26 protein-coding genes and 1 pseudogene are annotated in these 21090 nt (G+C 39.7%); 3 read left to right on the plus strand and 24 right to left on the minus strand.

Annotated elements, in window-relative coordinates; genetic code table 11:
* From AC1DVJ_RS26015 to AC1DVJ_RS26075, 13 genes and pseudogenes are all read right to left on the minus strand, one after another.
* On the minus strand, positions 1-590 hold a 590-nt coding region (locus AC1DVJ_RS26015; RefSeq protein WP_477594864.1), incomplete at its 3' end, for a hypothetical protein.
* A gap of 310 nt (positions 591-900) precedes the next feature.
* Positions 901-1488, minus strand: a complete 588-nt coding sequence (locus tag AC1DVJ_RS26020; protein WP_477594866.1) for a hypothetical protein — start codon at positions 1486-1488, stop codon at positions 901-903.
* Positions 1489-1693: 205 nt separating this feature from the next.
* The gene (locus AC1DVJ_RS26025) at positions 1694-2242 is read right to left on the minus strand and encodes a DUF3221 domain-containing protein (protein WP_477594868.1); all 549 of its coding nucleotides are present in this window, start codon (positions 2240-2242) and stop codon (positions 1694-1696) included.
* A 192-nt stretch (positions 2243-2434) separates the two neighbouring features.
* Positions 2435-2605, minus strand: a complete 171-nt coding sequence (locus AC1DVJ_RS26030) for a hypothetical protein (RefSeq protein WP_477594870.1) — start codon at positions 2603-2605, stop codon at positions 2435-2437.
* Positions 2606-2951: 346 nt separating this feature from the next.
* The gene (locus AC1DVJ_RS26035; RefSeq protein WP_477594872.1) at positions 2952-3299 is read right to left on the minus strand and encodes a hypothetical protein; all 348 of its coding nucleotides are present in this window, start codon (positions 3297-3299) and stop codon (positions 2952-2954) included.
* Positions 3300-3616: 317 nt separating this feature from the next.
* Positions 3617-4543 carry a hypothetical protein gene (locus AC1DVJ_RS26040; protein ID WP_477594874.1) on the minus strand — a complete coding sequence of 309 codons (927 nt, stop codon included), beginning with the start codon at positions 4541-4543 and terminating at the stop codon, positions 3617-3619.
* Between the two features lie 158 nt (positions 4544-4701).
* Complete coding sequence (locus AC1DVJ_RS26045) at positions 4702-5034, minus strand: dienelactone hydrolase family protein (protein WP_477594876.1); 333 nt, start codon at positions 5032-5034, stop codon at positions 4702-4704.
* 49 nt (positions 5035-5083) lie between these two features.
* The gene (locus AC1DVJ_RS26050) at positions 5084-5773 is read right to left on the minus strand and encodes a DUF975 family protein (protein WP_477594878.1); all 690 of its coding nucleotides are present in this window, start codon (positions 5771-5773) and stop codon (positions 5084-5086) included.
* A gap of 140 nt (positions 5774-5913) precedes the next feature.
* The gene (locus AC1DVJ_RS26055; RefSeq protein ID WP_477594880.1) at positions 5914-6717 is read right to left on the minus strand and encodes a LysM peptidoglycan-binding domain-containing protein; all 804 of its coding nucleotides are present in this window, start codon (positions 6715-6717) and stop codon (positions 5914-5916) included.
* Positions 6718-6806: 89 nt separating this feature from the next.
* Positions 6807-7070, minus strand: a pseudogene (locus AC1DVJ_RS26060) (LysR family transcriptional regulator substrate-binding protein); the annotation flags it as partial.
* Between the two features lie 67 nt (positions 7071-7137).
* Positions 7138-7380, minus strand: coding sequence for a hypothetical protein (locus tag AC1DVJ_RS26065; protein WP_477594914.1), 243 nt, complete (start codon positions 7378-7380; stop codon positions 7138-7140).
* Between the two features lie 167 nt (positions 7381-7547).
* The gene (locus AC1DVJ_RS26070) at positions 7548-7826 is read right to left on the minus strand and encodes a hypothetical protein (protein ID WP_477594882.1); all 279 of its coding nucleotides are present in this window, start codon (positions 7824-7826) and stop codon (positions 7548-7550) included.
* Positions 7827-8147: 321 nt separating this feature from the next.
* A complete protein-coding gene (locus tag AC1DVJ_RS26075; protein WP_477594884.1) occupies positions 8148-8597 on the minus strand; it encodes a hypothetical protein in 450 nt (149 codons plus the stop codon).
* 459 nt (positions 8598-9056) lie between these two features.
* On the opposite strand from AC1DVJ_RS26075, the gene AC1DVJ_RS26080 reads away from it, so the two are divergent.
* Complete coding sequence (locus AC1DVJ_RS26080) at positions 9057-10418, plus strand: catalase (RefSeq protein ID WP_477594886.1); 1362 nt, start codon at positions 9057-9059, stop codon at positions 10416-10418.
* Positions 10419-10801: 383 nt separating this feature from the next.
* On the opposite strand, the gene AC1DVJ_RS26085 is transcribed toward AC1DVJ_RS26080, so the two are convergent.
* The 5 genes from AC1DVJ_RS26085 to AC1DVJ_RS26105 all read right to left on the minus strand — a co-directional run bounded on the left by AC1DVJ_RS26085 (position 10802) and on the right by AC1DVJ_RS26105 (position 13516).
* Positions 10802-11569 (minus strand): hypothetical protein, encoded by a 768-nt coding sequence (locus AC1DVJ_RS26085; RefSeq protein WP_477594888.1) that lies wholly within the window; start codon positions 11567-11569, stop codon positions 10802-10804.
* 162 nt (positions 11570-11731) lie between these two features.
* Positions 11732-12133: an Imm7 family immunity protein gene (locus AC1DVJ_RS26090; protein ID WP_477594890.1), complete on the minus strand. Its 402-nt coding sequence runs from the start codon at positions 12131-12133 to the stop codon at positions 11732-11734.
* A 61-nt stretch (positions 12134-12194) separates the two neighbouring features.
* Positions 12195-12419: a hypothetical protein gene (locus AC1DVJ_RS26095; protein WP_477594892.1), complete on the minus strand. Its 225-nt coding sequence runs from the start codon at positions 12417-12419 to the stop codon at positions 12195-12197.
* 173 nt (positions 12420-12592) lie between these two features.
* Positions 12593-12772: a hypothetical protein gene (locus AC1DVJ_RS26100; RefSeq protein WP_477594894.1), complete on the minus strand. Its 180-nt coding sequence runs from the start codon at positions 12770-12772 to the stop codon at positions 12593-12595.
* A 276-nt stretch (positions 12773-13048) separates the two neighbouring features.
* Complete coding sequence (locus tag AC1DVJ_RS26105) at positions 13049-13516, minus strand: hypothetical protein (protein WP_477594896.1); 468 nt, start codon at positions 13514-13516, stop codon at positions 13049-13051.
* A gap of 74 nt (positions 13517-13590) precedes the next feature.
* Between AC1DVJ_RS26105 and AC1DVJ_RS26110 the strand changes: the two genes are divergently transcribed.
* A complete protein-coding gene (locus AC1DVJ_RS26110) occupies positions 13591-14961 on the plus strand; it encodes a WD40/YVTN/BNR-like repeat-containing protein (RefSeq protein WP_477594898.1) in 1371 nt (456 codons plus the stop codon).
* Between the two features lie 224 nt (positions 14962-15185).
* Here AC1DVJ_RS26110 and AC1DVJ_RS26115 read toward each other — a convergent pair whose 3' ends face one another.
* The 5 genes from AC1DVJ_RS26115 to AC1DVJ_RS26135 all read right to left on the minus strand — a co-directional run bounded on the left by AC1DVJ_RS26115 (position 15186) and on the right by AC1DVJ_RS26135 (position 18527).
* Positions 15186-15431: a hypothetical protein gene (locus AC1DVJ_RS26115; RefSeq protein WP_477594900.1), complete on the minus strand. Its 246-nt coding sequence runs from the start codon at positions 15429-15431 to the stop codon at positions 15186-15188.
* Between the two features lie 1138 nt (positions 15432-16569).
* Positions 16570-16746 carry a hypothetical protein gene (locus AC1DVJ_RS26120; RefSeq protein WP_477594902.1) on the minus strand — a complete coding sequence of 59 codons (177 nt, stop codon included), beginning with the start codon at positions 16744-16746 and terminating at the stop codon, positions 16570-16572.
* 27 nt (positions 16747-16773) lie between these two features.
* Positions 16774-17070 carry a hypothetical protein gene (locus AC1DVJ_RS26125; protein WP_477594904.1) on the minus strand — a complete coding sequence of 99 codons (297 nt, stop codon included), beginning with the start codon at positions 17068-17070 and terminating at the stop codon, positions 16774-16776.
* A gap of 422 nt (positions 17071-17492) precedes the next feature.
* Entirely contained in the window at positions 17493-17813 is a 321-nt protein-coding gene (locus AC1DVJ_RS26130; protein WP_477594906.1) for a hypothetical protein, read from the minus strand.
* Between the two features lie 201 nt (positions 17814-18014).
* Complete coding sequence (locus AC1DVJ_RS26135; protein WP_477594908.1) at positions 18015-18527, minus strand: GNAT family N-acetyltransferase; 513 nt, start codon at positions 18525-18527, stop codon at positions 18015-18017.
* Between the two features lie 323 nt (positions 18528-18850).
* Between AC1DVJ_RS26135 and AC1DVJ_RS26140 the strand changes: the two genes are divergently transcribed.
* Positions 18851-19660: a class I SAM-dependent methyltransferase gene (locus tag AC1DVJ_RS26140; protein WP_477594910.1), complete on the plus strand. Its 810-nt coding sequence runs from the start codon at positions 18851-18853 to the stop codon at positions 19658-19660.
* A gap of 352 nt (positions 19661-20012) precedes the next feature.
* On the opposite strand, the gene AC1DVJ_RS26145 is transcribed toward AC1DVJ_RS26140, so the two are convergent.
* A complete protein-coding gene (locus tag AC1DVJ_RS26145; protein ID WP_477594912.1) occupies positions 20013-20363 on the minus strand; it encodes a DUF898 family protein in 351 nt (116 codons plus the stop codon).
* Positions 20364-21090 lie beyond the last annotated feature (727 nt).

Raw genomic sequence — 21090 nt, forward strand, 5'->3', positions numbered from 1 at the left:
GCAAAAACAATGAAAGTACGAATAGTAATAGATTCACGCAACTTCTCTTCAAGGACCCATCCTGTTGGAGAAAGAAAAACAGACCCTGTTTCAGCAAAATAAGTGTTATGGAAGAAGTGTCCGAGCTTCTCAGTTTCCCGATTATTTAGTTGGACAATTGCTTCTTTACGAACAGAAAAATACTTTAAACTCCTTCTCCCAGTAGCGAGATTTAAGTCAGCGTTTCGATATAAATCTGTTACAACGGGATAAATCCCGTCGTTAAGTTTATTTTCAATAATTTTTGTTGAATTTGGCTTTAATCCCATTACATTAACACTTCGCAACACACCGTCATAGTAAATCCCTTTAACATCTGTATAATGCGGTGTGATTTCAGTGGCAACTAGGTTTATTGCAGTCTCATTCGGAGTTGGGATTTGCGTCATTGCATCAGAGCCAATTATCACAGAGTATGCAGCAAATAGTTGCCCAACTTCACTGATGTCGCTTGGTTCGAAGGATGATTCAAGCTTCTTCATTTTGAAAAAGTCATTATTACTACTTTCATCTGAGTGAGGCTTTTCAACTTCCTCTAACCATTCAAACATAAAAGTCCTAACCTCCAAAAATTCAAGCTTTAAAGCTCATAGAATATGACCGATGATAAGTCACCCAATTTTACCATAATTGGAACTATCCTGCCCGTTAGCTTAACAGACTTGCCGATTGATTCAGCAGCCTGTTGTCGTTGTTGTGCTATCGTTCCCGTTAGTTTAATGATGCGATGCGGTTAGTTGTTGCAGAGTTGTCTGCCTGAATCCGCTTCCTCGAAATCCTTCTGGCAGACCAATGGGCGTCAGCACCCGAAGCGTGAATGCGGTGTTTGACGATGCCCGTGCCTTCTTCGAGATGCGAAGGCTATTGCTTATTTCCGCTAATACTTAATGAGTTTCTATCTGATGGATTTACAATAACTTTTGGAGTTGAAGTTTCCGAATATTTAACATTAATATTAAATCCTGCTACACGTTCAAATACATAAATTTTTTTATTATTTGGATTTAACTCGTTTCCGAACATAAGAAATGGCTCTAATTCCTTTCCATTTATTATCACCCTACTATTTAAGAAATAAGAAATTTTTTCAGCTTCAACTGTTTTTGTTGTATTAAATTTCAACTCATAATCTTTTGAACTGTCGATATATTTTTCTAAAGCTCCCTGTAATTGTCTCGCATACATACTCATTTCAAAATTCCATTTACTAAAATCTTTTTCTTTAAAATTTCTCATCTCTTGAATTACATCATCTATGTGTGATGGGTTGTATTTGTCAACATAATTTATATAACTTTGAAAGTTGTTACTATTCTTAACTTCTATCCACTTACTCTCTCTTGAATGATAAAATTTAAAAGCTACTGCTGAAAAGATGCATATTAGGATGAAGCCTATTACAAATTTAGTTTTTAAGTTTGTCTTTTCAGATTCTTCTTCTATGATCATCTTACTTCCTCCGTTACTAGTTTTTGGTGTTTCGAGTGTTAAATCAGGGCTTGCACGGGTTTCGTCTAACGCCTTATTTATGAACTTCGCAAAGTTACATATTTAAGGTATATTCGTGAAGTGATTAAACTATCCTGCCCGTTAGCGTAACAAAGGCTGCCGTTAATTTGCCAGCAGCCTTTTCTTGATGTTTATTGTGCTATCGTTATTTATCGGGTACTTGCATACTATGTTCTTCTAATAAACCATCAGAAATTTTTGCGTCTTTATATCTGATAGTCCAATCATCTGAATTTCCATCATAAACTACTTCATTGATAACAAAGATGTTGATACTTGAAATATCCTTGTTTAACAGTGCTTTGCGTATTACTTCGTCTTGAGACAAGATTGCTTTTTCAGGTTTATGAATTTTGACTATAGTGACCTTCGAAGCTTTTCCTTGAGCAGGGTATGAGGTTGCTATGGTACCTTCAAACCATACATTAACGTATTGTCCAATCTCTACATTTTGGGGCATATTTGAAACCCATATCGCCTCGTAGAACTCTTTTCTCGTTTGATTAATTTCTCTACTTATCGGACTAACAACTAAGGCTCTTTGATTTTCAAGCTTGGTAATATAACCCACAAGTTCCGCAGAACTGGATTTATTAGTTTCCATTAATGGAGATTGCTTAAGCTCGACCTTGTTGGTACAAGCATTAAGAAAAAGTGATGCTATTAAAATGAATAATAAACAAAGTTTTCTCAATTGATAACCTCCTTTGCGTCTTACAGAATAGACGTGGTAATCATTTTATTGGTTGCAAAGTTATTTCGCTATCCTTCATAGTTTGTTGAGCAAAACTGCCCTATAGCTTAATGAGGTTGCCACTCGTTTTCGCGGCGGCAACCTCATTTTGTAGTTTAATTGAACTATCGTTCCCAGTTAGTTGAATAATGACTATTTTTTCTGAACAATATCATTCGAATCACAATCAGGACACTTATCTTGATTTTCATTTCCAGAAAATTCAACCTCACAAGAGTTACATATCCACTTAAACTTTAAATTTTCTCTTCGCTGAATATCATCTATTAAAAATTTCCGTAAATTATCTTCAAAGTTCTTCATTACTTGCCTCCTGGGTGCTATACTCATTGGTCACTAAATAATAGTTCGCCGTTAGCTTAACGACCATTACTCTGGTGGAGCAGGCAAAATATAAGAGCCTAGTACGACAAGTAAGAAAAGAATACATGTGATAATTAATAAGAAGGATAAGATAATACGTCTTATTCGCAAATTTTACCCACTCCCTCAAGTACATCAAATCCATTTTTTTATTTAAAGTATTCGCGAAGTGATTTAACTATCCTGCCCGTTAGCGCAACAAAGCTGCCGTTTAACGCGGCAGCTCTGTCATGGTATAAATTATTGAGCTATCGTTACCCGTTAGTTCAGCACTCTATTGTGTCTTCTATATTGGCAGAGTAGGTACAAGTGGTGATGCCAGAAGCCACTTATCATTTACATATTCAATCGTTAGTGTCAATTTATTATGCGGTTTGCCAAACAATGTAGTATCTAACTCAACCTTTGCAATATTATCTTTTTGTTCTATTAGCTTGGTTGTATCTGTTAGATAATCTGTTGCCGCTCCATGTCCTCCCATCCATTTGTATATATAAAGCTGTCCTTCATACCCCTTATAATAGGGACGTTCTTTACTACCATCGTCTACGATTTCTAGATAACGACTATAAAATAGCTTTTGAGCGGTATCTTTTGTAAATACGCCTTCAATTACATTTTTAAAATCCGTCATGTGTGCCCACCCTCTGAATCTTGACGACCAGGGTGAGCGCTGACGTTCATGCATGATATCACAGTTGCTAAACATAGGAGGCAAAGGATAATAAAATTCTTCATAAGATAAGCCCTAAGTTGTAGTCGTGAATCATCGGTTGGCTAATCTCGTAACGCTCTAAGAAATCATCTAAAGTCGATGTAATTGTAAACCTTCCACACATCGAAATCGCCTCCTTTCACTGGTCCGATTATTGTATGAGCTGTCGCGCCGTTAAAGGTATCCTTGTTTGCTTCCATTACCACACCGATAATGGATAACAAAATTAAATCGAGTCACCTGCACAAATCTTCAATGATGCTTCTTAACCAAACGACATAAACATGCTCATTATCGACTAACAGCAATTTGTCACTTCTAAAATCCCGAATACTTGATTGAATCTTATCTCCGTCTTTGTTAGTAAACTCAATAGAAAATTGTTCTTTAAATGATCCTGATTTCAGAAATGCATACTTATCGTGCTTACCGTATCCCTTATCAAATAAATAATAACTATCATATTTAATAAAACCTGATGATCCAGATATACCAGGATTGAAAAATTGTATTTCAGAATCTTTGATATTACACAAATTAAAATCTGAATAGTAATAAAACCAAACATCATGGTCAGAAATTACATTCAAAGCATAGCAGTCGCAAATATCTGCTCTTGAATTACTAAATATTTTCTCACCGTCGATGTTCCAAGCAATCAATCCTGGGGCACCAATCGGGTTATCCCAACCATAATTGCCAAACACACCTTCATCAAAATAACCAGTCCATATAGTTCCATTTTTTGAAACTTGGAGGCTCTGAATGCCATCCCCTAACAGTATTTCCTTCAGCAATACCCCATTGAGATCAAATAACTTCCCATTAAGTTCATACTTATCTTTATTGAAATATCTTGTTCTCGCGCCAACTAAAAGTAACTTGTCGTTGTTAAATGGTTGAACAAAATGATAATTAAATCTTTGATTATAAATTGGTAATTCACTTACAAAGTCTTTCCCTACTGTAAGTACTTTATATGTATGAGCATTCTGTGTCTTGCTTTGAACAAACATCCCATCTATTCTTTCTGGAGTTTCATCAATAAGTAAAATATATATGTTATCATCAAATCCTATTGAAGCTGATACGATTTGAAACCCTTGAATATAAACACTTATGTCGAAAAGAGGTGCTAATTGAATTTTCGTCTTTTTAGTCATTGTATCTCCTTCTGATCTTGCAATCTCATAACGTTCTATTCACGAAGTTCGTAAATACTCCATCTCAAAATGAATTCGAGGAACGATTGAGCTATCCTGCCCGTTAGCTGAAAAAAGTGCCGCCACGCGGCAGCACTTTCGTAATTGAACTATCGTTCCTACGTTACTTTAATGAAGCCCTTGATGGATAATTTGATAACGGACTCTCTCGTTGCCTGGGCGAACTTTTGCGCTGCCAACACACCTAGCGAAAACCCCGCATAGATGATATCACTCGGTAGTTGACTCGCCACGTGTGCACCGCGCTCTATAATCTCTTCGAATCCAACCTCGTTCACGTAATTCATACCGTCATCGATCGTGGTAAATATGCGACCTTCAAAAAGATTAGGCACATGTACAGTGTGCCCTTCCCTTCTAAGCTCTTCCGCGAACGTGTAAATACCCTGCGTTAAACCCAATGCATGGTGAAACAAAAGAACTTCAGCCATCGCTTTCTCCCTTTTTATTTCATTAGAAACGCTTAAAACACTTGTAGTTTTACACTTGCTCTCCCTGCTGCATAGCTTTCAAATTTTCATAAAATGCAGCAGAAGCAGAAGCGGTATATGTAAGAACAGGCAGCGTAAACAAGGCTATAATGAGACCACTCCAATAAGGGTCATTCATTTGAACAAATGGAAGTGCTGCAACAGTGATAAGCCCTGCAATAATCCCGAGTAAGTACCAGCCAATAAAGCTTAATTGAAGCTTGAAAAAGTTCCATTTATGCCCTTTCATCATTTCCGAGCTGCGTTTAATGGCTTGATGTGGTTTTATGTCTGGTTCATCATTCAATATGTAGAAGGTCATGGCATACCGAAGGCCTGCAATAATACCAGGAATGATGAGTAAGAGTGTCCAGAGCAGAATGAAGAGTAGGAACAAGAGATACGTCAGCGTTGAAGAAATCAATTGATTGAATCCATAAAGAATATCCGAGATCTCTGCACGTTCATTTCGATGCAGTCTTAGGAAATAATGCACCGAGCTTAGCATGAGTGCTCCACTAAATAGGAATAGGGCAATATCTACGATCCAGTGCGTATTTGGCCCCAACAATGTACCGAGTAACGTTGTAACTGCCATTACAAACAGAGCTGAAGGCCAGTTCTCTCTCAGACTCCTCCTTGCCATTTCTTTAAAGGCTGATGAATCCTTGTCGTAATAATTATCATGGTTCACATTCATGTTGATGCACGTCCTCGCTTCATCAGGTATATTTTACATACTCTCCATAATAAGGAATGAAACGTGCTCCGTAAAGTACCAAATGTATTAGTCATTCAAAACAGCTGCCAATTCACATTGGCAGTCGAGATCTCAATATTTTAAAAAGACAAAGGAACCTCCACCAAATCTTGGATGCTCCCGTCGTTGGCGCTGCGTGTGTACACCATCAATGTGCCTGTTTGTGTAGTCGGCGTTTGATCAAACTGGAGTTGCACATCGAAAACGCCAAACGCTGGAGCGCCTTGTGCCGCTGTTGCCGCCCGTTCTTTCGCGATAACGCGCCCCATTGCATCACGAATTTGGTAATTAATCGTCGCTTCGAAAGCTCTGGCGCTACCCATCAATCGCTGCTCGGGAGCAATCTTCGTAGCAGGTAATGGCTCAAACACTACGATATTCGTCGATGACGGTAACGGGACAACCAGTCGGAAACCAGGATAAATGACATCCAGAGATAAACTCTGGCGGTTACGATTGGCTCGAATTATTTCGCTCATTGGGGTTCCTAAACGGCGGAAAATGCTGTACAGCGTGTCTCCCGGTTCCACTTCATACACAAAAGAAGCAATAAACAGCAACTGTGCGACTCGGAGAATGTCCGGCTGTTGTATTTGGTTCAGTCCAGCTAACATATCTACGCTTACTGAGAAACGTTCGGCGATCCTATATAAGGTGTCTCCCGGCTGAACTTGATAAAAGACAGAACTTTGCTCCGCCATACCGGGCAATTTCGCTAACAATACTTGCCCTGGAAAAATTCGGTTGGGATCTGCAACAGGAGGATATAACGCGTTAATCTGGATTAGCGATGGTACGTTGGTGCCCAATTGTTCGGCAATCGAATACAAGGTGTCACCTTGGCGAACGGTATACAGCAAGTGGGTCCCTGATGAAATCGGCATAGAAGCAACTCCTCTTAAAATAGGTTAATACCCATCTTATGCCGAGTTCATCTGTAAACGTGAAGGATTCAAATACTTTTTATAAAACCTTATTCTATTAAAATAGCTTCTTCACTCTTTATCGATTTAACATAAGCAATGACTAATTCAATGAAACCACTTGCTGCCTTCCCCAAGTTTTTTTCTTTGTGATACACGATCCCTACTTCTCGGGAAAGCTTAGGGTATTCAATGGGGATGCTGATCAGATCATCATGATGATACATCTCGATTAATGTTTTAGAAAGAATGGTGGCTCCGATTCCTGACTTTACTAAATGAAATAAAGATTCGATCGTTGTTGTTTCTATAAATGGTTTTAATTCTAAACTTGGTTATTTGCTATCGTTATCCGTTAGCTGAACACCGAACTTATTTTATTTAATCAATAATATCGTGTTGTTGTCCTTCTTTCGGGTCTTTTATAAGTACCCATTGGTCCTGTATTACTTTGTATTTTTGAATGCAATAGTCAACAGCTTCATCGAGCGTTTCAAACCATAAGTCGGCAAATCCACTCTTATCTTCTTGAGTATCGTACAAAAAAACATAAACTCCATTATCAGATTCGTAAACCATAACCTTACTAAAGTTATCAACAGTTTCTTTAAGCAGGGCATACATTCGCACTTCAATACCCCCTAATTCGAATTACTAACATTTTATCATTAAACAATCCTGCCCGTTACTTTAATGGAAAACGGCAGCCGATCATATACCAGCTGCCGTCATGTCGTGATTGAACTATCGTTACTCGTTAGGTTAATAATTCGCCAGCCACCCGTTGAACATTATATATTATGCAAATATTTTGCGGACTTAAGCTTATCTAGATTATCACCAACTACAAACAACCAACCCGACGTCATTGTACAAATGACATCCAACTGCTTTCCGTAAGCTACTATTGCTTGTACTWTCATGATTACTTGGCTCTCATTATTTTTATTATCACTTAAAATATCTCCAATACTAATATCTTCACAAGCACGTCCTCCTATGATCCAGATACCGTTACCCCTATTTTCAGCATTTCCTACAATGAAACTATTAGGATCCTTCTCAATCATTTTAGCTCCCCTCCACTATTTGTTTGGCAGCKTTTATAAACTGTTGAATCTGTGTACTGTTTAGTTGTGGTAATGAATCAATAACATTTTGAAGTACAGTAGGGTCCGATATACGACTAATATTAATACCCATATTACTAAGTATATTTCTTGTTTGCGAAGCAGTGATACTCATACTTGCCCTATTGTGCAACCCCTGAAAGGTCGGCTTCCCCCGCTCTACTGCCCGTTACTTTAATAAACAAAAGAGGAGCTGCCGCGAAACAAGCCCCTCAACTATCGTTTYCCGTTAGTTGAATAACCTTTTAGTGATAATTCTCCCTAGTGCAGTTTAATCGTTTCTTTATCTTTTATAGATTCATTAATAAGATCGAGAACCTCCGATGTTACATTCCAATAATATCCGTTACTATCCTGCCAAATTTGATTCCCTACATTCCACAAGCTACCACCATAAGTAGAATTAGTTTCTTTATTAATTCCTTCTTGTAATAGAATTTTTGGCATCTGAGAATATAACTCACCTGGTGGAAAATTGTTTTCTATATTTGTTGATTTCTTCATTTTAGACATTTCATCTAAAATTTTTTCAAGAAGTTCTTTGTTGTTAATTTGGTAGGTATCAGTTGATGTATAAACAATAATATCTTGGATTTTAGACTTCCTTATTGTAAAACCGTAAATATTTATATATAACATTGTGTACAGCAAATAGCCTATTGCAATTAAAACTATTGGAATTATTAAGTATCTTTTCTTATTGAATTTCATTGAAACTTCCCCATCTCCTTTCTTTCCCTGCCCCTTACTTTACAGACGCTTGGTGCATCTACAAAGTTTCGTATTATGGGAAATTTTAACTTTCATTAATTGGTTTTGCCATTTATGTAACTAATGGGTGCATTGAGTATAAAACAGCTTTTACCACCTCGCTCTACTGCCCGTTACTTCAACAAATCAGAACATGAGGTTTGTCTAGATGGACCGAACAATCCTGCCGTGGAACTTTGATCCTGAGACTATTCGGTTCATATCCTTACGCACTTCAAAAGTCCATCTCATTGAGAAGCATTTTTAACCACGGGTAACAATGCATGTTCTTGTCCTAAGTCGGCTAACGATATATGTTCTTGTCACTGGCTTTTGACAAGAACAATATTTCTGTCGTTCTTCAATCATGCAAAAGCATCCCTCCTCATACCTTTCTATATACCCAAAGGAGGTAGAGGGATGAACGAGAATAATGACCATCGCCCGGATAACAGGCCGGGCCAGACTCCGCCTGCCCAGCACTCGCAAACGGTCGGCGAAAGAGGCCCCGTCCTCGAACAGGACAGCCTGCTGCATGAAACGCTGGAGACATTCGTGCATTCGACCTTGCTGGAAAGGCCCGTGCACGTCAAAGGCTGCGGCGCGTTCGGCTACTTTCAGACGACGCATGCCATGTCGGCGCACACGAAGCTTTGTTTTCTGCAGCAGCCGGGACAGCAAGTCCCTGTCACGGTGAGATTTTCGCTGGCCGTCAGCAACAAAGGCACGCCGGATACGTCCCGAAACATACGTGGCTTCGCCACAAAGTTCTATACGGATCATGGCGTGTTCGATCTGGTCTTCAATCATATCCCCGTGTTCCTAGTCAGGGACGCCGTCCGTTTCCCGGAAGCGGTTAAAGCGCTCTCGCCGTCGCCCGTCAACAACCTCATTAACCCGGAAATTTTCTGGAACTTCATCGCCCGGGCGCCGGAAGCGACCCATCTTATCCTCTGGCTCTTCTCCGACGCGGGCACGGCCAAGAGTCTGCGCCATATTCCGGGCCACAGCGTCAATACATACGTCTGGGTCAACGCGCAAGGTTTCCGAAGCTACGTCAAATATCATTGGCTGCCTCTCGCCGGCACGCAGTATATTGACAGCAGTGAAGCGGCCCGGCTCGCAGGTGAGAATCCGGATTATGCCGCGCAAGACTTGTATGACACGCTGCTCGCCGGCAAGACGATTGAATACGGGCTCTACGTGCAGCTGATGAACCCCCAAGACGAGGTCGCCCTCCCTTATGATCCACTAGACGATACGAAGCTGTGGGATGAACGGCAGTACCCGCTGCTCCCGGTCGGGAAGCTGGTCTTGAACCGCAATCCGAGCAATTATAAGGAGCAAGTGGAGAAACTCGCGTTCTCCCCATCCAACCTGCTGGAAGGCGCTGAACTATCCGACGATAAAATGCTGCAAGGCCGCGCCAATATTTACACGGATTCGCAGCGGCGGCGGCTTGGACCGGATTTCCGTAGCATTCCGATTAATCATCAGTTGAACTGGACGCCTGACTCGCAGATCACCAGCGGCAACGGGAGATTTGTTGAAGGACGCCTGACGCGATCCGATATCCCGAAGCAGGATGATTTTACGCAGGCTGGTCAGTATTATAGGGCGCTTCCGCCAATTCAGCAGGAGCATCTCGTCGATAACCTGGGTGCCAATCTGGCTGCTGTCTCTCCCGGCACGCAAACGTTCGTACTCGGCTACCTCACCCAAGCAGATGCCGGGCTCGGTCAGCGGGTCGCCCGCAAGATTCAGGCACAGCCTAAAGGCTAGGTTGCGTTACGAGGAATTACGGAAATGGGATCAAGTTCTTGTCATCTGGTTTTGACAAGAACTTGATCCCATAAATAAAAAAGGCCCCGATATTGAGAGCCCTGCAAAAGCCTTGCATTTGATTAAAAGTGAGCTATAAATTGAAACTCATTGAGAAATATTATCAATCGCGGGTAACAATGCAAGTTCTTGTCCTAAGTCGGCTAACGATATATGTTCTTGACATTTTAACAATATGTTTTGCAAGAGGTTTCCGATAACAAATAATCTGCGAACTTCTCAAATTCTCCGCATTTGAAGTATTCGCGAATTGATTGAACTATCCTGCCCGTTAGCGTAGTAAAGGGCAACCACGCTGCATCCCTTCATTGTTTATAACAAACTTAATAATACTTTTTTCGAGTAATAATAACATCTTCGTTATCATGAATTCTCGTTTCATACAGAGTAAATTTATGTTCTTTAAAATTATAAATGTAATAGTTATGCAATGAAAAAACAGCATTAGGGTGAGAAAAAGCAAAAATCCATTGTATGGTTTCGATTCCACAACCAATGTTTTCATAATGAATTTCATACTCAGAGATCGGATCAGTTTTTAGACTCATCGTTCTCATACGTTCTTCTGAAAATCTCAACCTTGAAATATCAATAACTCCAGACAGTTCTGTCCGTTTATCATAAAAGCGAATTCGGTTGTTTGTTAGATATTCATTACTAAATCGCTCGGTTTCATTATAATAGTGTGTATTGCTTGGTTCATTGAAAATTGAACTCCATTTACTATCGATCAGACTATAAACATTTAATCCCATCTCTCCTGCGCTACCTGGTGAATATTGATAAAAAAACACCTCATCTAGTTGATCATTCGTCACATCTCCAAGCATGATTCTACTCGTGAAATACCTATTTTGATCCACTAATTTATCATCAATTTTTAAATACTTACCTCTTGGAACACCTCCGATGAAAGGACCAAATAGTTCAGCTTTATGTATTACTTTTTTGTCAGGCGAAGAAAAATTAATAAACTGGATCTGTTGGTAATCATCTGTTGTTAAAGGCACTATTTCAGCAGAACTACTAACCGATTGAAAAGTGATGCCACTTGCAACAAATAAAAGCATTGTCATTATAGTTGTTTTCATGTTTTTCATTCTCCTTTGGAAAGCATAATATATAAAGTTTTCCAAATGATGAACTGGTATGCAAACATCTGTGTTAAACTGCCAGTTACTTCAATAAACAAAAGAGGAGCTGCCGCGAAGCAAACCCCTCAACTATCGTTCATCGTAATCAAAAACCATTATTTAATCATTTCTCTTCGGGTCATATTCATCCTCAACCAATGGGATATACGGCGACAGGAGACTGTCCGTTTCACGAGTTATAATCCCACGAGCGAGCTTCCATACAATAAATTTGTTGTAATCTTCAGCATCTTCATCGTCATGTATATATAAAAGTCCATATGAGCCCGGGAGGTTCTCAGACACCCACTTATATATTTCCAGTACATAACTCGTGCAATGGTTATGTACGCCAGAGATGACCCAAGAATCTAACCCATTCCTTCGTTTAATATTCGAAAGTCCTTCACTATCTACAACTTTCAAATAGTTAACAAATTTACTGTACGCCTTATCTTGCAAGACTTCACTTGTGTCATGAGTATGGTATCTTAACACAATCCATCCATGAAATTCAAACATTATGCCCCTCCTGACTTCTTGAACTATTGTTTTCCGTTAGCGTAATCCCAATTTTGTGATTTTATTTACCAGTCAAAACCTTGTATAGCATCCACACCAGAAATAAAGCAATAAATATCCCAATAACTAACAATATTTTAATATTTCTGGACATACCGAAACTCCCAAGTTCTCCCCATAGTTCTTTAATGTCTCTAGGTAAAATCCCGAAATTCAACATGAATATGAGAAACAGAATGAAAAAAGCTATTAGTCCAAAAATAATGCCCCCCATAATAACTCCCATACATATACCCCTCCATAGTTCCCTATTAAATTGGTATTCCCCAATTAACATTGAAAGTATCCTGCCCGTTAGCTGAGCGAACAAAAAACGGATGCATCGGCATCCGCTGTTCCGCTATCGTTCCTCGTTAGCACAACAAAGGACTGCAATGCGACAGCCCTCTAATCTTTGAATTAGTGTTTATTGTTATGATAAATATTAATTAGTGTCGCACCAACAACTAACGTTGAAATAACTACAATACAAAAGAATATTGCACTTCCAGAGAATCCGATGGATTGAATCTTTTCATACAAGAAAATTAATTCGATAAGTAAAAGAGCAATCCAAATACCAGCATGCCTTCTCAACATATTAATCCTCCTCAAGATTAAGTAACGGAGTTGTAGGGGCTGGTCTCCATCCCATTAGCATCCACCACATTTTGATTCTCGTGTCTTATACATCCTTATTTTCAACGATATTTATATAATATTCTGTCCGTCTTTATATTTTCCTTTTTTTGTAACTATCCTGCCCGTTACTTCAACAGACAAAGGCAGCCGATCGTGTGCGGCTGCCTTAATGTGGTGATTGAACTATAGTTATCCGTTAGATCAATAATAAAATGTATTATTATGAATTTAATTTCAGAATTCTACTTGCTCATCTCCAAGTAACCGAGCATTTAGTACTAATGCAATAGACTTAACCTTGTTCATAAAAGCTGGCTCATCATAGAAATGATACCTTACCATGATTAGTCCATTTGAATAATGAAAAATAACTGTGTCACCATTATAATTCCAAGCTGCCATTCCTTCTCTTTTCATTGAAAGTACCTTCCCATTAGGAAGTGTTTGTGACACCTCCTCTTGTAGCTCTATATCTGGGTCAACGGAAATGTAGTTTTTCCACTCTTCCAATGTAATAGGATGTTCTTTAGCTTCAAAAGTATAGTTAGCTCTCGTAATATTTAAATCATACCCCAAATGAATATACCCCCACTTTTTAGTTTTCAACATATGGGTATTTCGATAATTATGATTTTTTTCCTGCTTTTTTAATTTAAGTAAACTGCCCTTTACTTGAACAAAAGAAAAAGGAGCAGCAATCAAACAACTCCTCTACTAAAATTTTGAAACCATTTTTTCATCCCTGCGTCTAATTGGTAATAAAAGGAGTGAAGCGAGTGAAGATCCGATTTCATGTTTTTGTGACAACGTCCCTAATAGGGTGCATGCTGCTTAGCAGCTGCGAATCCGTCCAGTCCGACGATGCGGGGAAGCTATCACCGCAGCCTACGGTGGAGGCGATGACGACTCAGAAGCCCAGTCCGTCCGGCACGATAGCCGCAACTGCGGCACCGTCATCGACGCCAGTGCCAACTGTCCAATCCAGCGCGCCAAGTATTGCCAGCGCATCTGCACCGTCACCAACGTTATCGGCTAACCTGTCTCAGCCCGCCGCTGTAAAGCCCGCGCCGTCTAAGCCACCAGCTTCGCTGTCGAATTCGTCAACGGAGCCGTCACCCGTCAATGCTGACGTATCCCTAATAATGGGCATGGACGGGTTCGAAGGCTGGGGTATGGGAAGCGGAAGGCTGCTCTACACCGTTAATGCGGGTAAGATGTGGGAGGTTACGACTCCAGACGGAATCGGTGCGAAGGATCGCCTGATCGCCGCCGATTTTCAAAACCCTTTTCTTGGCTTCGCCTATTATCTCACCGATGCCAAGCAGCCGAAGCTTCTCGCCACCCACCGGATGCAAGACGGAGGCGGTTTGCCTGCCGGCTGGGAAACCGCGGCACTGCCGACTGCGGAAGCATGGGAAACGGCACGTGACGTTACGATGCACAGTAGCATCAGCCTCAGTTACAACGATGCAAGCTATGTCTTGCTTACCTCTTCCCCGTCATTGGGGCAAATGAACAAATCGCTCTACCGGACGGACGATCGCGGGAAGTCGTGGATCCGCGTCGGTGATATCGCCAGCGGTATAAGCGGATACCCGACGGGCATCACGTTTCGCATTCCGGATGAAGGCTGGATCACGGCGACCTATCATGGGCAGGAATCTTTTCCGTTATTTCGGACGAAAGACGGTGGCAAAACGTGGAAAGTCCAGCATGTCGACATCCCCGACGAATTCAAAAACGGATATGCCGATACATTACCTCCCGTTTTTGATCAGGAAAACAATCATCACGGGATGTTTATTGCCCAATTTGTGCAGGATGGCAAAAAAACGTACGTACCGTACGAAAGCCATGACAGCGGGGATACGTGGCTTCCGATCAAATACCGGTTAACGGATGTGCAGGCGTCGCCGGTTTACCATTTTGACGATCTGATTACAGGGCGAGCGATATCCACGGACGGGAAGACCATCTATACGATGGATACGTACAACAAAGAGGATTGGCATGAGATCAAACCGGACATCACGTTGAAAGGCGCTTTGCAATTTTTTCTGCGTTCGGACGGATACGGTTGGGTGCTGCTGAACGGACATACGAAGATTACCCAGGACGGCGGAAAAACATGGACCGATCCGAAGTAATTCAGGTTGCGAACATAAAGTAGGTCCCGCAGCGATTTAAAGAGCCAAAATAAAAAGACCGCTACAGGATGTATATTCCCTAGCGGTTCTTCGCCATGATCGGTACAAGGTATGCGGGATTTTTTCGGTTACGGACTTCTTAATAATTTCAACCAAAAGAAAAACCGCCATAAAGTCGGTTAATTGAACTATAGTTCCTCGTTAGCGTAATGTCCAAATTTTATTTAGTGCTCCTTATCTCTTTTAAAAAAACCTCCAATAGTTATTCCAAATCCTATTATTGAAAGAATTTCATCTAATCCATACTTAACCATTTCAGCTAATATGTTTTCGGAAAAAAGTAATAGCCCAATTCCAAGTATCATTACCTTTGTACTTGATATTTTGCTGTTACTAATAATAAAAAAAGTTACCCCTGAAGCTATAAAAAGTGTAATTATTATCTGAACTATACTTTCGGTTGTGTACATAACTTGTTCATCTCCTTAGTGAACTTTGCAAATATTCCATACCTGAAATTATTCGCGAAGTGATTGACCTATTCTGCCCTATAGCTTAATGAGGATGCCACTCGTTTTGAGGTGGCATCCTCATTTTGTATTTTATTGAAGTAACGTTATCCGTTAGCGTAGCTTGTTTCTCAAAAAACCTAGTAATATTGGATGTGTTTGTTCATACTCATTTTGAGCTGAACTTATTAAATATTCTCATGTCTTCGCTTTATTAAGCTCTTATAAATTGAAAAAATAATAAAAAGCAGACTCACTGTAAATCCAGTAATTGTAACTATTGTCGAATATTTATGATAATGATATTTTAGCTCTTGTACCATTTGTAATCCCCACAAAAATGTAGGAAAAGATAAAAAAATCAGAAGATAACTAGGATAAATTGCGTACTTAATATAGACAATAGAAATTAAGGTGAAAATTCCAATCCCTAGTAGAGTAACCATAAATTCAACATAAGAAATAGAAACAGGGATGTCACCTGAAATAATCATCAACCAACACCAAAGAAAAAAAGACCATAATCCTAATGAAAACGAGATAAATAAGTGTGATTTTTTCATTATTGATAATTCACTTCCATCAAATTATTTGGGAAATTGGTTCCACGTATCATTATGTTGACGGAACAATATTCCTATTGTTCCCAATTTAGAAATAAAACCTACCACCACGGAGGACTGCAGGATTTATCAGTATCTCCATTAACCTGCCCGTTAGCTGAGAAAAGTCAGTTGAACCACTAGCCAGATGCCGTCGAAATACACCCGTCGGGAATGAGATCAAGTTCTTGTCAAAATCGGGAATGGGATCAAGTTCTTGTCATTGGCTCGTGACAAGAACTTGATCCCATAAAATAAAAAAACCGCGATTTACGCGGCAATTAATGAGATAATGTTCTTGTCACCCGACAGGATGACAAGAACTTTATCCCATAAATGACAAGAACTTTATCTCATTCCCGCCGCCGAGTTATTATTTTACGAAGATTATTTCATTAAACTGCCCATTCGCAAAACAGGCTGCCACAATTAATTTCTGCGGCAGCCTGTTTTATTGTGCTATAGTTATCCGTTAGCTTAGTTGCGGAGAAAATAAACTATTGTACAGGAATTTCGAGTTCTTTACGGAGTTGATGTACGGTCTTTTCATTTTTTTTGTATTCTTCTCTTCCTTTTTTAAATCGTTCGATCATTTTTTCTGATTCTTCTGCCTTTTTGAGATACGTATCGTCGTTATATCTTTTCGCAGCATCCTTAAATTCATTGACACCCATTGAATAGTTTTCAATGGCTTCATCTAATCACTTAGTAAAATTTTCAGTATCGTCAGGGTCAGCTTCTAGTTCGAGCTTTCTTGTTTCATTACCGAGATTCTTAACTTTAATGCCTTGTTGGTTTTTTGCATCATTGTCCTCTCTTGTTTTGTCAGGCATCGAGTCCAATTTATTGTGCTCAGCCGTTTCCTTATCCTTAGCTGTCTGAACTAGAGCTTTCAGAGAGGCTACATCTACTTTTGCAGCTAGTGCGGTAATAGAAAATACACTTGCCGCAACTAAACATGTAGCTGTGATGGCAATTAGTTTTGATTTTAATTTCACGAATTTCCCTCCTCTGTCGTAATACTTTTATACGATTCCATTACTTGGAAGTTGCGTTAAACTGCCCGTTACTTGAATGAACAAAAAGAGAGCTGCCTCGCGTCAAGCTCCCTCACTATCGTTATCCGTTAGCGTAATAAATCATACCGAATGCCGATTTTCCTAAGCGTGAATACTATGTCCTGGCTTCATTGAAGTTACCCTACCATTCAATTTCTTGCAATAGTTCTCTAAAATATTGTTCTCCGATTTTGGCATTTTCAAATAATTCTTCCGAGTTTTCGAAATCTTGTGTATAACCATCTATATTCCTTGTAAAATAGACTCCTTTAGAGTTCTGGCTAATCCAATATCCMTCGTCTTTATGTTATATAAGGAACTCTTCTCCCCAACCAACTCGTTGTTTCATCTCAAGGAATTCTTCATTTGTCATTGAGTATTCCTTTCTTGAATTTAGATTTGATAATTATATCTTTGATAATCAAGCCAATAACAATCCATAATACGGATGCCAACTGCTGGTAGCCCAAAATTAATAGTTGGTAGCTTTTCCATAGATTGAATTGGACTGCCATGAACCACATTCCTAAACCATAAAACCAAGAAAGTAATCCCATGAAACCAACTCTACTTTCTTTCGGTATTATTCGAAAATTTTTTATCAATATCCAGCTTGCTAGTGCAATGAAGAGTATTGCTGGTAAAAACAATGGAATAGGAAGCGACGTATTTAAGTGCTTCAAGTTGATCACTTCACTTTCTTTTATTTATTGGCTATGTTATATCCAAATGTTGATAATGATGAAATTCCATTGCATCTCTATACTAGCATAATACTTAATAACTTTACTCCATTATCCTGCCCGTTACTTTAATAACGAGGCTGCCGATTCATGCCGGCAGCCTCGTCTTGATTTCTTATTGAACAAACGTTATCCGTTAGTTTAAAGTCGCAATCCTAAAATCATTAAGTCTTCATCGAAATACTGTTCATCAAGCTTTAATGCATGTGGTTCTACACCGTAAACTTCAAACCCCAGTGAGACATATAAGCGTTTTGCTGATTTATTATTAGACACAACCGTCAAATGAATCTGTTCCAACCCTTCACATTCTTTTGTTGCTCTTTCAATCAAGGCTATTAGAAGGGCTTTACCTAACCCCCGTCCTCGAAATTCAGGCTCTACGTACATGCCGTAAATATTTCCTTTATGTGCCGTCTTAAGCCTGTTTTCACGTGAAAAATTGACAATGCCAACTAATGTGTTATTGTCGTCAAAACATCCCAATGTAAATTGATCTTTTGTAGGGTGTATCCTTTCTATAATGTGCCCCAGAGGTTTAGTTTCTTCTTGCTCATACGTTGATCCATATGCATCGGGATCATTTTTCARTGCACGCAACCTTACTTCCCTGTACACTTGGGCATCAGAGTCATTCAACAGACGAATGTTCATTAGTCACTTCCTTCATTTATCAAATTGCTCTAAATAAAACTTGCGGATTGAAGTAAAGTTATCCGTTAGTTGAATTGTCATGCCGAATGTCCCGCAGCATTAGGACTTTTTTTATTTACTGTATCCTATATAGTCACTCGCAAAAAATGTAACATCCTCAGTAAATTCTAATTGTTTGTTTACTCTTGTTTCACTTACTGTAACTCTCCAATTTAAACCATGCTCAGTAAATACCAATCTAGCGTTTTTAATTTCATAAGTGTTAGTTTCGCAAGATGATACAAAGTTCCATCTAGTGAAATTTATTTTAAGGGGTGTTCCTTATGCAAAACGAGCAGTCCATAAAGCAGCACGTGCAGGAGCAATTCGCCAAACATGCAGACAAGTACGTGACAAGTGAGTCTCATGCAAACGGTGATGACCTCGCGCTACTGTTAAGCTGGCTTTCCTTAGAAAACACTTGGTATGTACTGGATATTGCAACGGGTGGCGGACACGTGGCCAAACAGTTATCTGCTCATGTCCAACAGGTCATCGCTACTGACCTCACGCGTCCCATGCTGGCTGCAGCTGCTAACCACTTGAAACTGGCGCAGTGCAACAATGTAACCTTCGTTGTGGCTGATGCCGAACAGTTACCTTTTCTCGACAGTTCGTTTGATGCAGTAACGTGCCGCATTGCTGCTCATCATTTTCCTCATCCTCACCTATTCCTTCATGAAGCGGCACGAGTACTCAAACCAGGTGGCAAATTGGTTCTTATCGATAACGTTGCTCCCGCCGATGAAGCGCTTAGACAATTTATGAATACATTTGAAGCGATGCGTGACACCAGCCATGTTCGGTGTTTATCCGTCTTGGAATGGCAATCGCTTGCGGAGAAAGCAGGTCTTCATGTGGAGCAATCCGAATTGAATCGCAAACAGTACAAGTTCGCCACATGGGTCATGCGTACCGCCGAGAACGAAGAACAAGCGAAAAACGTCGAACACTTCATTAGCGAAGCGGATCAGAGGTTTCGAGATTATTTTTCCGTTCATATTGAAAATAGTAAGTTTCAATCCCTTCAAATCGATGAATGGCGAGCTCTTCTCAGTAAACCTTCAAAAGAAGATGAAATTGAATCTACGTAAATCACGGTTTTCTTCCTAGCCTTTCAATAACTCTCAACAAGAAAAACCTGGCCTATTGGCCAAGTTTTTCTTGTGTTTCTCAAACGCTTCCCCTTCAAGCAAATGCAACCTTAATTTGTTTGTATCGAACATTACTCCGTTTAGCTGAATATAAACAAGGAGCAGCTGCCGCGACAGAATTGCTCTTGTTTTTTTTAACTATAGTTCACCGTTAGCTTAGTACGTATTGGGTTAATTCCACTAAATCATCAATAATTACCTCGGCATCAACACTACCAGAGGACTGCGAAAATTATACAATGAGAAAAGAGAGCCGTGGGACTATCCCAAAGGGCTCTCTCAAAATTCTAACCTAATTTGCGAAACGGGTATGTCTTGCCTTCCACTTTTCGATGGAAATAACTACCCAAAAGAAGTAGATGCCTAGTGTGATAATGYCTAATAGAAGCCATTTGATCCAGAGACCAAATAATCCAATCGCAGTGCCATGAAACTCTAGACGACGACCTTCAATTACAGTATGCCGAGCCTTCCACTTCAGGATCATGGTAATGCTCCATGGGAAACAAATACCTAATGTACAAACAGTAACTGCCCAGCCTAAAATGCTCCACCCGATGTACTGCAAGAGCCCACCGTCAAAATATGAATCGGTAGATCCCAGATGATTTACCACATTCACATTAATTACTGCCCGTTCCATATGGTCCCTTCTTTCCCTTTCGCTTAGAAATGAGTATTTCTACATCAGGGACTAAATTCCTGCAAAAGTGTTCGCTCTTATTTATTCCTCAGGCTACCCTTTTAACGGGGAAAAACAAAAACGGCTGCTGAAGCAACCGCTATTGCACTAGTTCACCGTTAGTTTAATGAGATATCCAGTTAAACAGGTAATTTTCTTCCTTTTAATCGTAGAATCGATACGTCAATCAAAAACCCCAATAGGAAGTAAAACAAAATATGAACACAGTAGGATAAAAACGTTAACTGCAAAAGGAAACTACTACTTGCTTTCCACTYATTGTTATCATAATTAAAAATCATGTGTCTTATTGATTCAATATCACCAAGAGCATTTAATGGAGGAGTAATTCTAATCAATGCATTGGATAATTCACTGTCTAAGTAATCACTTAGACAAACACTGAAACTTAAAATAGAAAGCCAGAATGAAAAGCTTTTCAAAAATGACAACATGATCACCATCCATTTAAAGAATAAATATCCTCATTGATCCAACAACCCAATACTCAACATAAATTGACAGGGTAGCGCCATGCTCTACTTGTCCGTTTAGCACAACAGTCCACCGAGTTTATATCACCGTCATCTCGCTTGCTCTTTGTTGAGATATAGCTCTGCGTTAGCTTAGTCAAGGTTCGCGAGATTGTTCATGTATTTCAAAAAAAAAGAAACTGAAACAATAATTG

The sequence above is a fragment of the Paenibacillus sp. P4_A9 genome, from assembly GCF_056402415.1.

What these genes read in the sequence shown, in the direction of transcription:
- AC1DVJ_RS26035 (WP_477594872.1), bottom strand. Translation starts at nt 3,299, where the DNA reads ATGACGGATTTTAAAAATGTAATTGAAGGCGTATTTACAAAAGATACC.
- AC1DVJ_RS26055 (WP_477594880.1), bottom strand. Translation starts at nt 6,717, where the DNA reads ATGCCGATTTCATCAGGGACCCACTTGCTGTATACCGTTCGCCAAGGT.
- AC1DVJ_RS26115 (WP_477594900.1), bottom strand. Translation starts at nt 15,431, where the DNA reads ATGTACACAACCGAAAGTATAGTTCAGATAATAATTACACTTTTTATA.
- AC1DVJ_RS26090 (WP_477594890.1), bottom strand. Translation starts at nt 12,133, where the DNA reads ATGTTTGAATTTCATGGATGGATTGTGTTAAGATACCATACTCATGAC.
- AC1DVJ_RS26020 (WP_477594866.1), bottom strand. Translation starts at nt 1,488, where the DNA reads ATGATCATAGAAGAAGAATCTGAAAAGACAAACTTAAAAACTAAATTT.
- AC1DVJ_RS26040 (WP_477594874.1), bottom strand. Translation starts at nt 4,543, where the DNA reads ATGACTAAAAAGACGAAAATTCAATTAGCACCTCTTTTCGACATAAGT.
- AC1DVJ_RS26030 (WP_477594870.1), bottom strand. Translation starts at nt 2,605, where the DNA reads ATGAAGAACTTTGAAGATAATTTACGGAAATTTTTAATAGATGATATT.
- AC1DVJ_RS26100 (WP_477594894.1), bottom strand. Translation starts at nt 12,772, where the DNA reads ATGTTGAGAAGGCATGCTGGTATTTGGATTGCTCTTTTACTTATCGAA.
- AC1DVJ_RS26120 (WP_477594902.1), bottom strand. Translation starts at nt 16,746, where the DNA reads ATGGGTGTCAATGAATTTAAGGATGCTGCGAAAAGATATAACGACGAT.
- AC1DVJ_RS26045 (WP_477594876.1), bottom strand. Translation starts at nt 5,034, where the DNA reads ATGGCTGAAGTTCTTTTGTTTCACCATGCATTGGGTTTAACGCAGGGT.
- AC1DVJ_RS26095 (WP_477594892.1), bottom strand. Translation starts at nt 12,419, where the DNA reads ATGGGAGTTATTATGGGGGGCATTATTTTTGGACTAATAGCTTTTTTC.
- AC1DVJ_RS26140 (WP_477594910.1), top strand. Translation starts at nt 18,851, where the DNA reads ATGCAAAACGAGCAGTCCATAAAGCAGCACGTGCAGGAGCAATTCGCC.
- AC1DVJ_RS26065 (WP_477594914.1), bottom strand. Translation starts at nt 7,380, where the DNA reads ATGTATGCCCTGCTTAAAGAAACTGTTGATAACTTTAGTAAGGTTATG.
- AC1DVJ_RS26075 (WP_477594884.1), bottom strand. Translation starts at nt 8,597, where the DNA reads ATGAAATTCAATAAGAAAAGATACTTAATAATTCCAATAGTTTTAATT.
- AC1DVJ_RS26080 (WP_477594886.1), top strand. Translation starts at nt 9,057, where the DNA reads ATGAACGAGAATAATGACCATCGCCCGGATAACAGGCCGGGCCAGACT.
- AC1DVJ_RS26050 (WP_477594878.1), bottom strand. Translation starts at nt 5,773, where the DNA reads ATGAATGTGAACCATGATAATTATTACGACAAGGATTCATCAGCCTTT.
- AC1DVJ_RS26085 (WP_477594888.1), bottom strand. Translation starts at nt 11,569, where the DNA reads ATGAAAACAACTATAATGACAATGCTTTTATTTGTTGCAAGTGGCATC.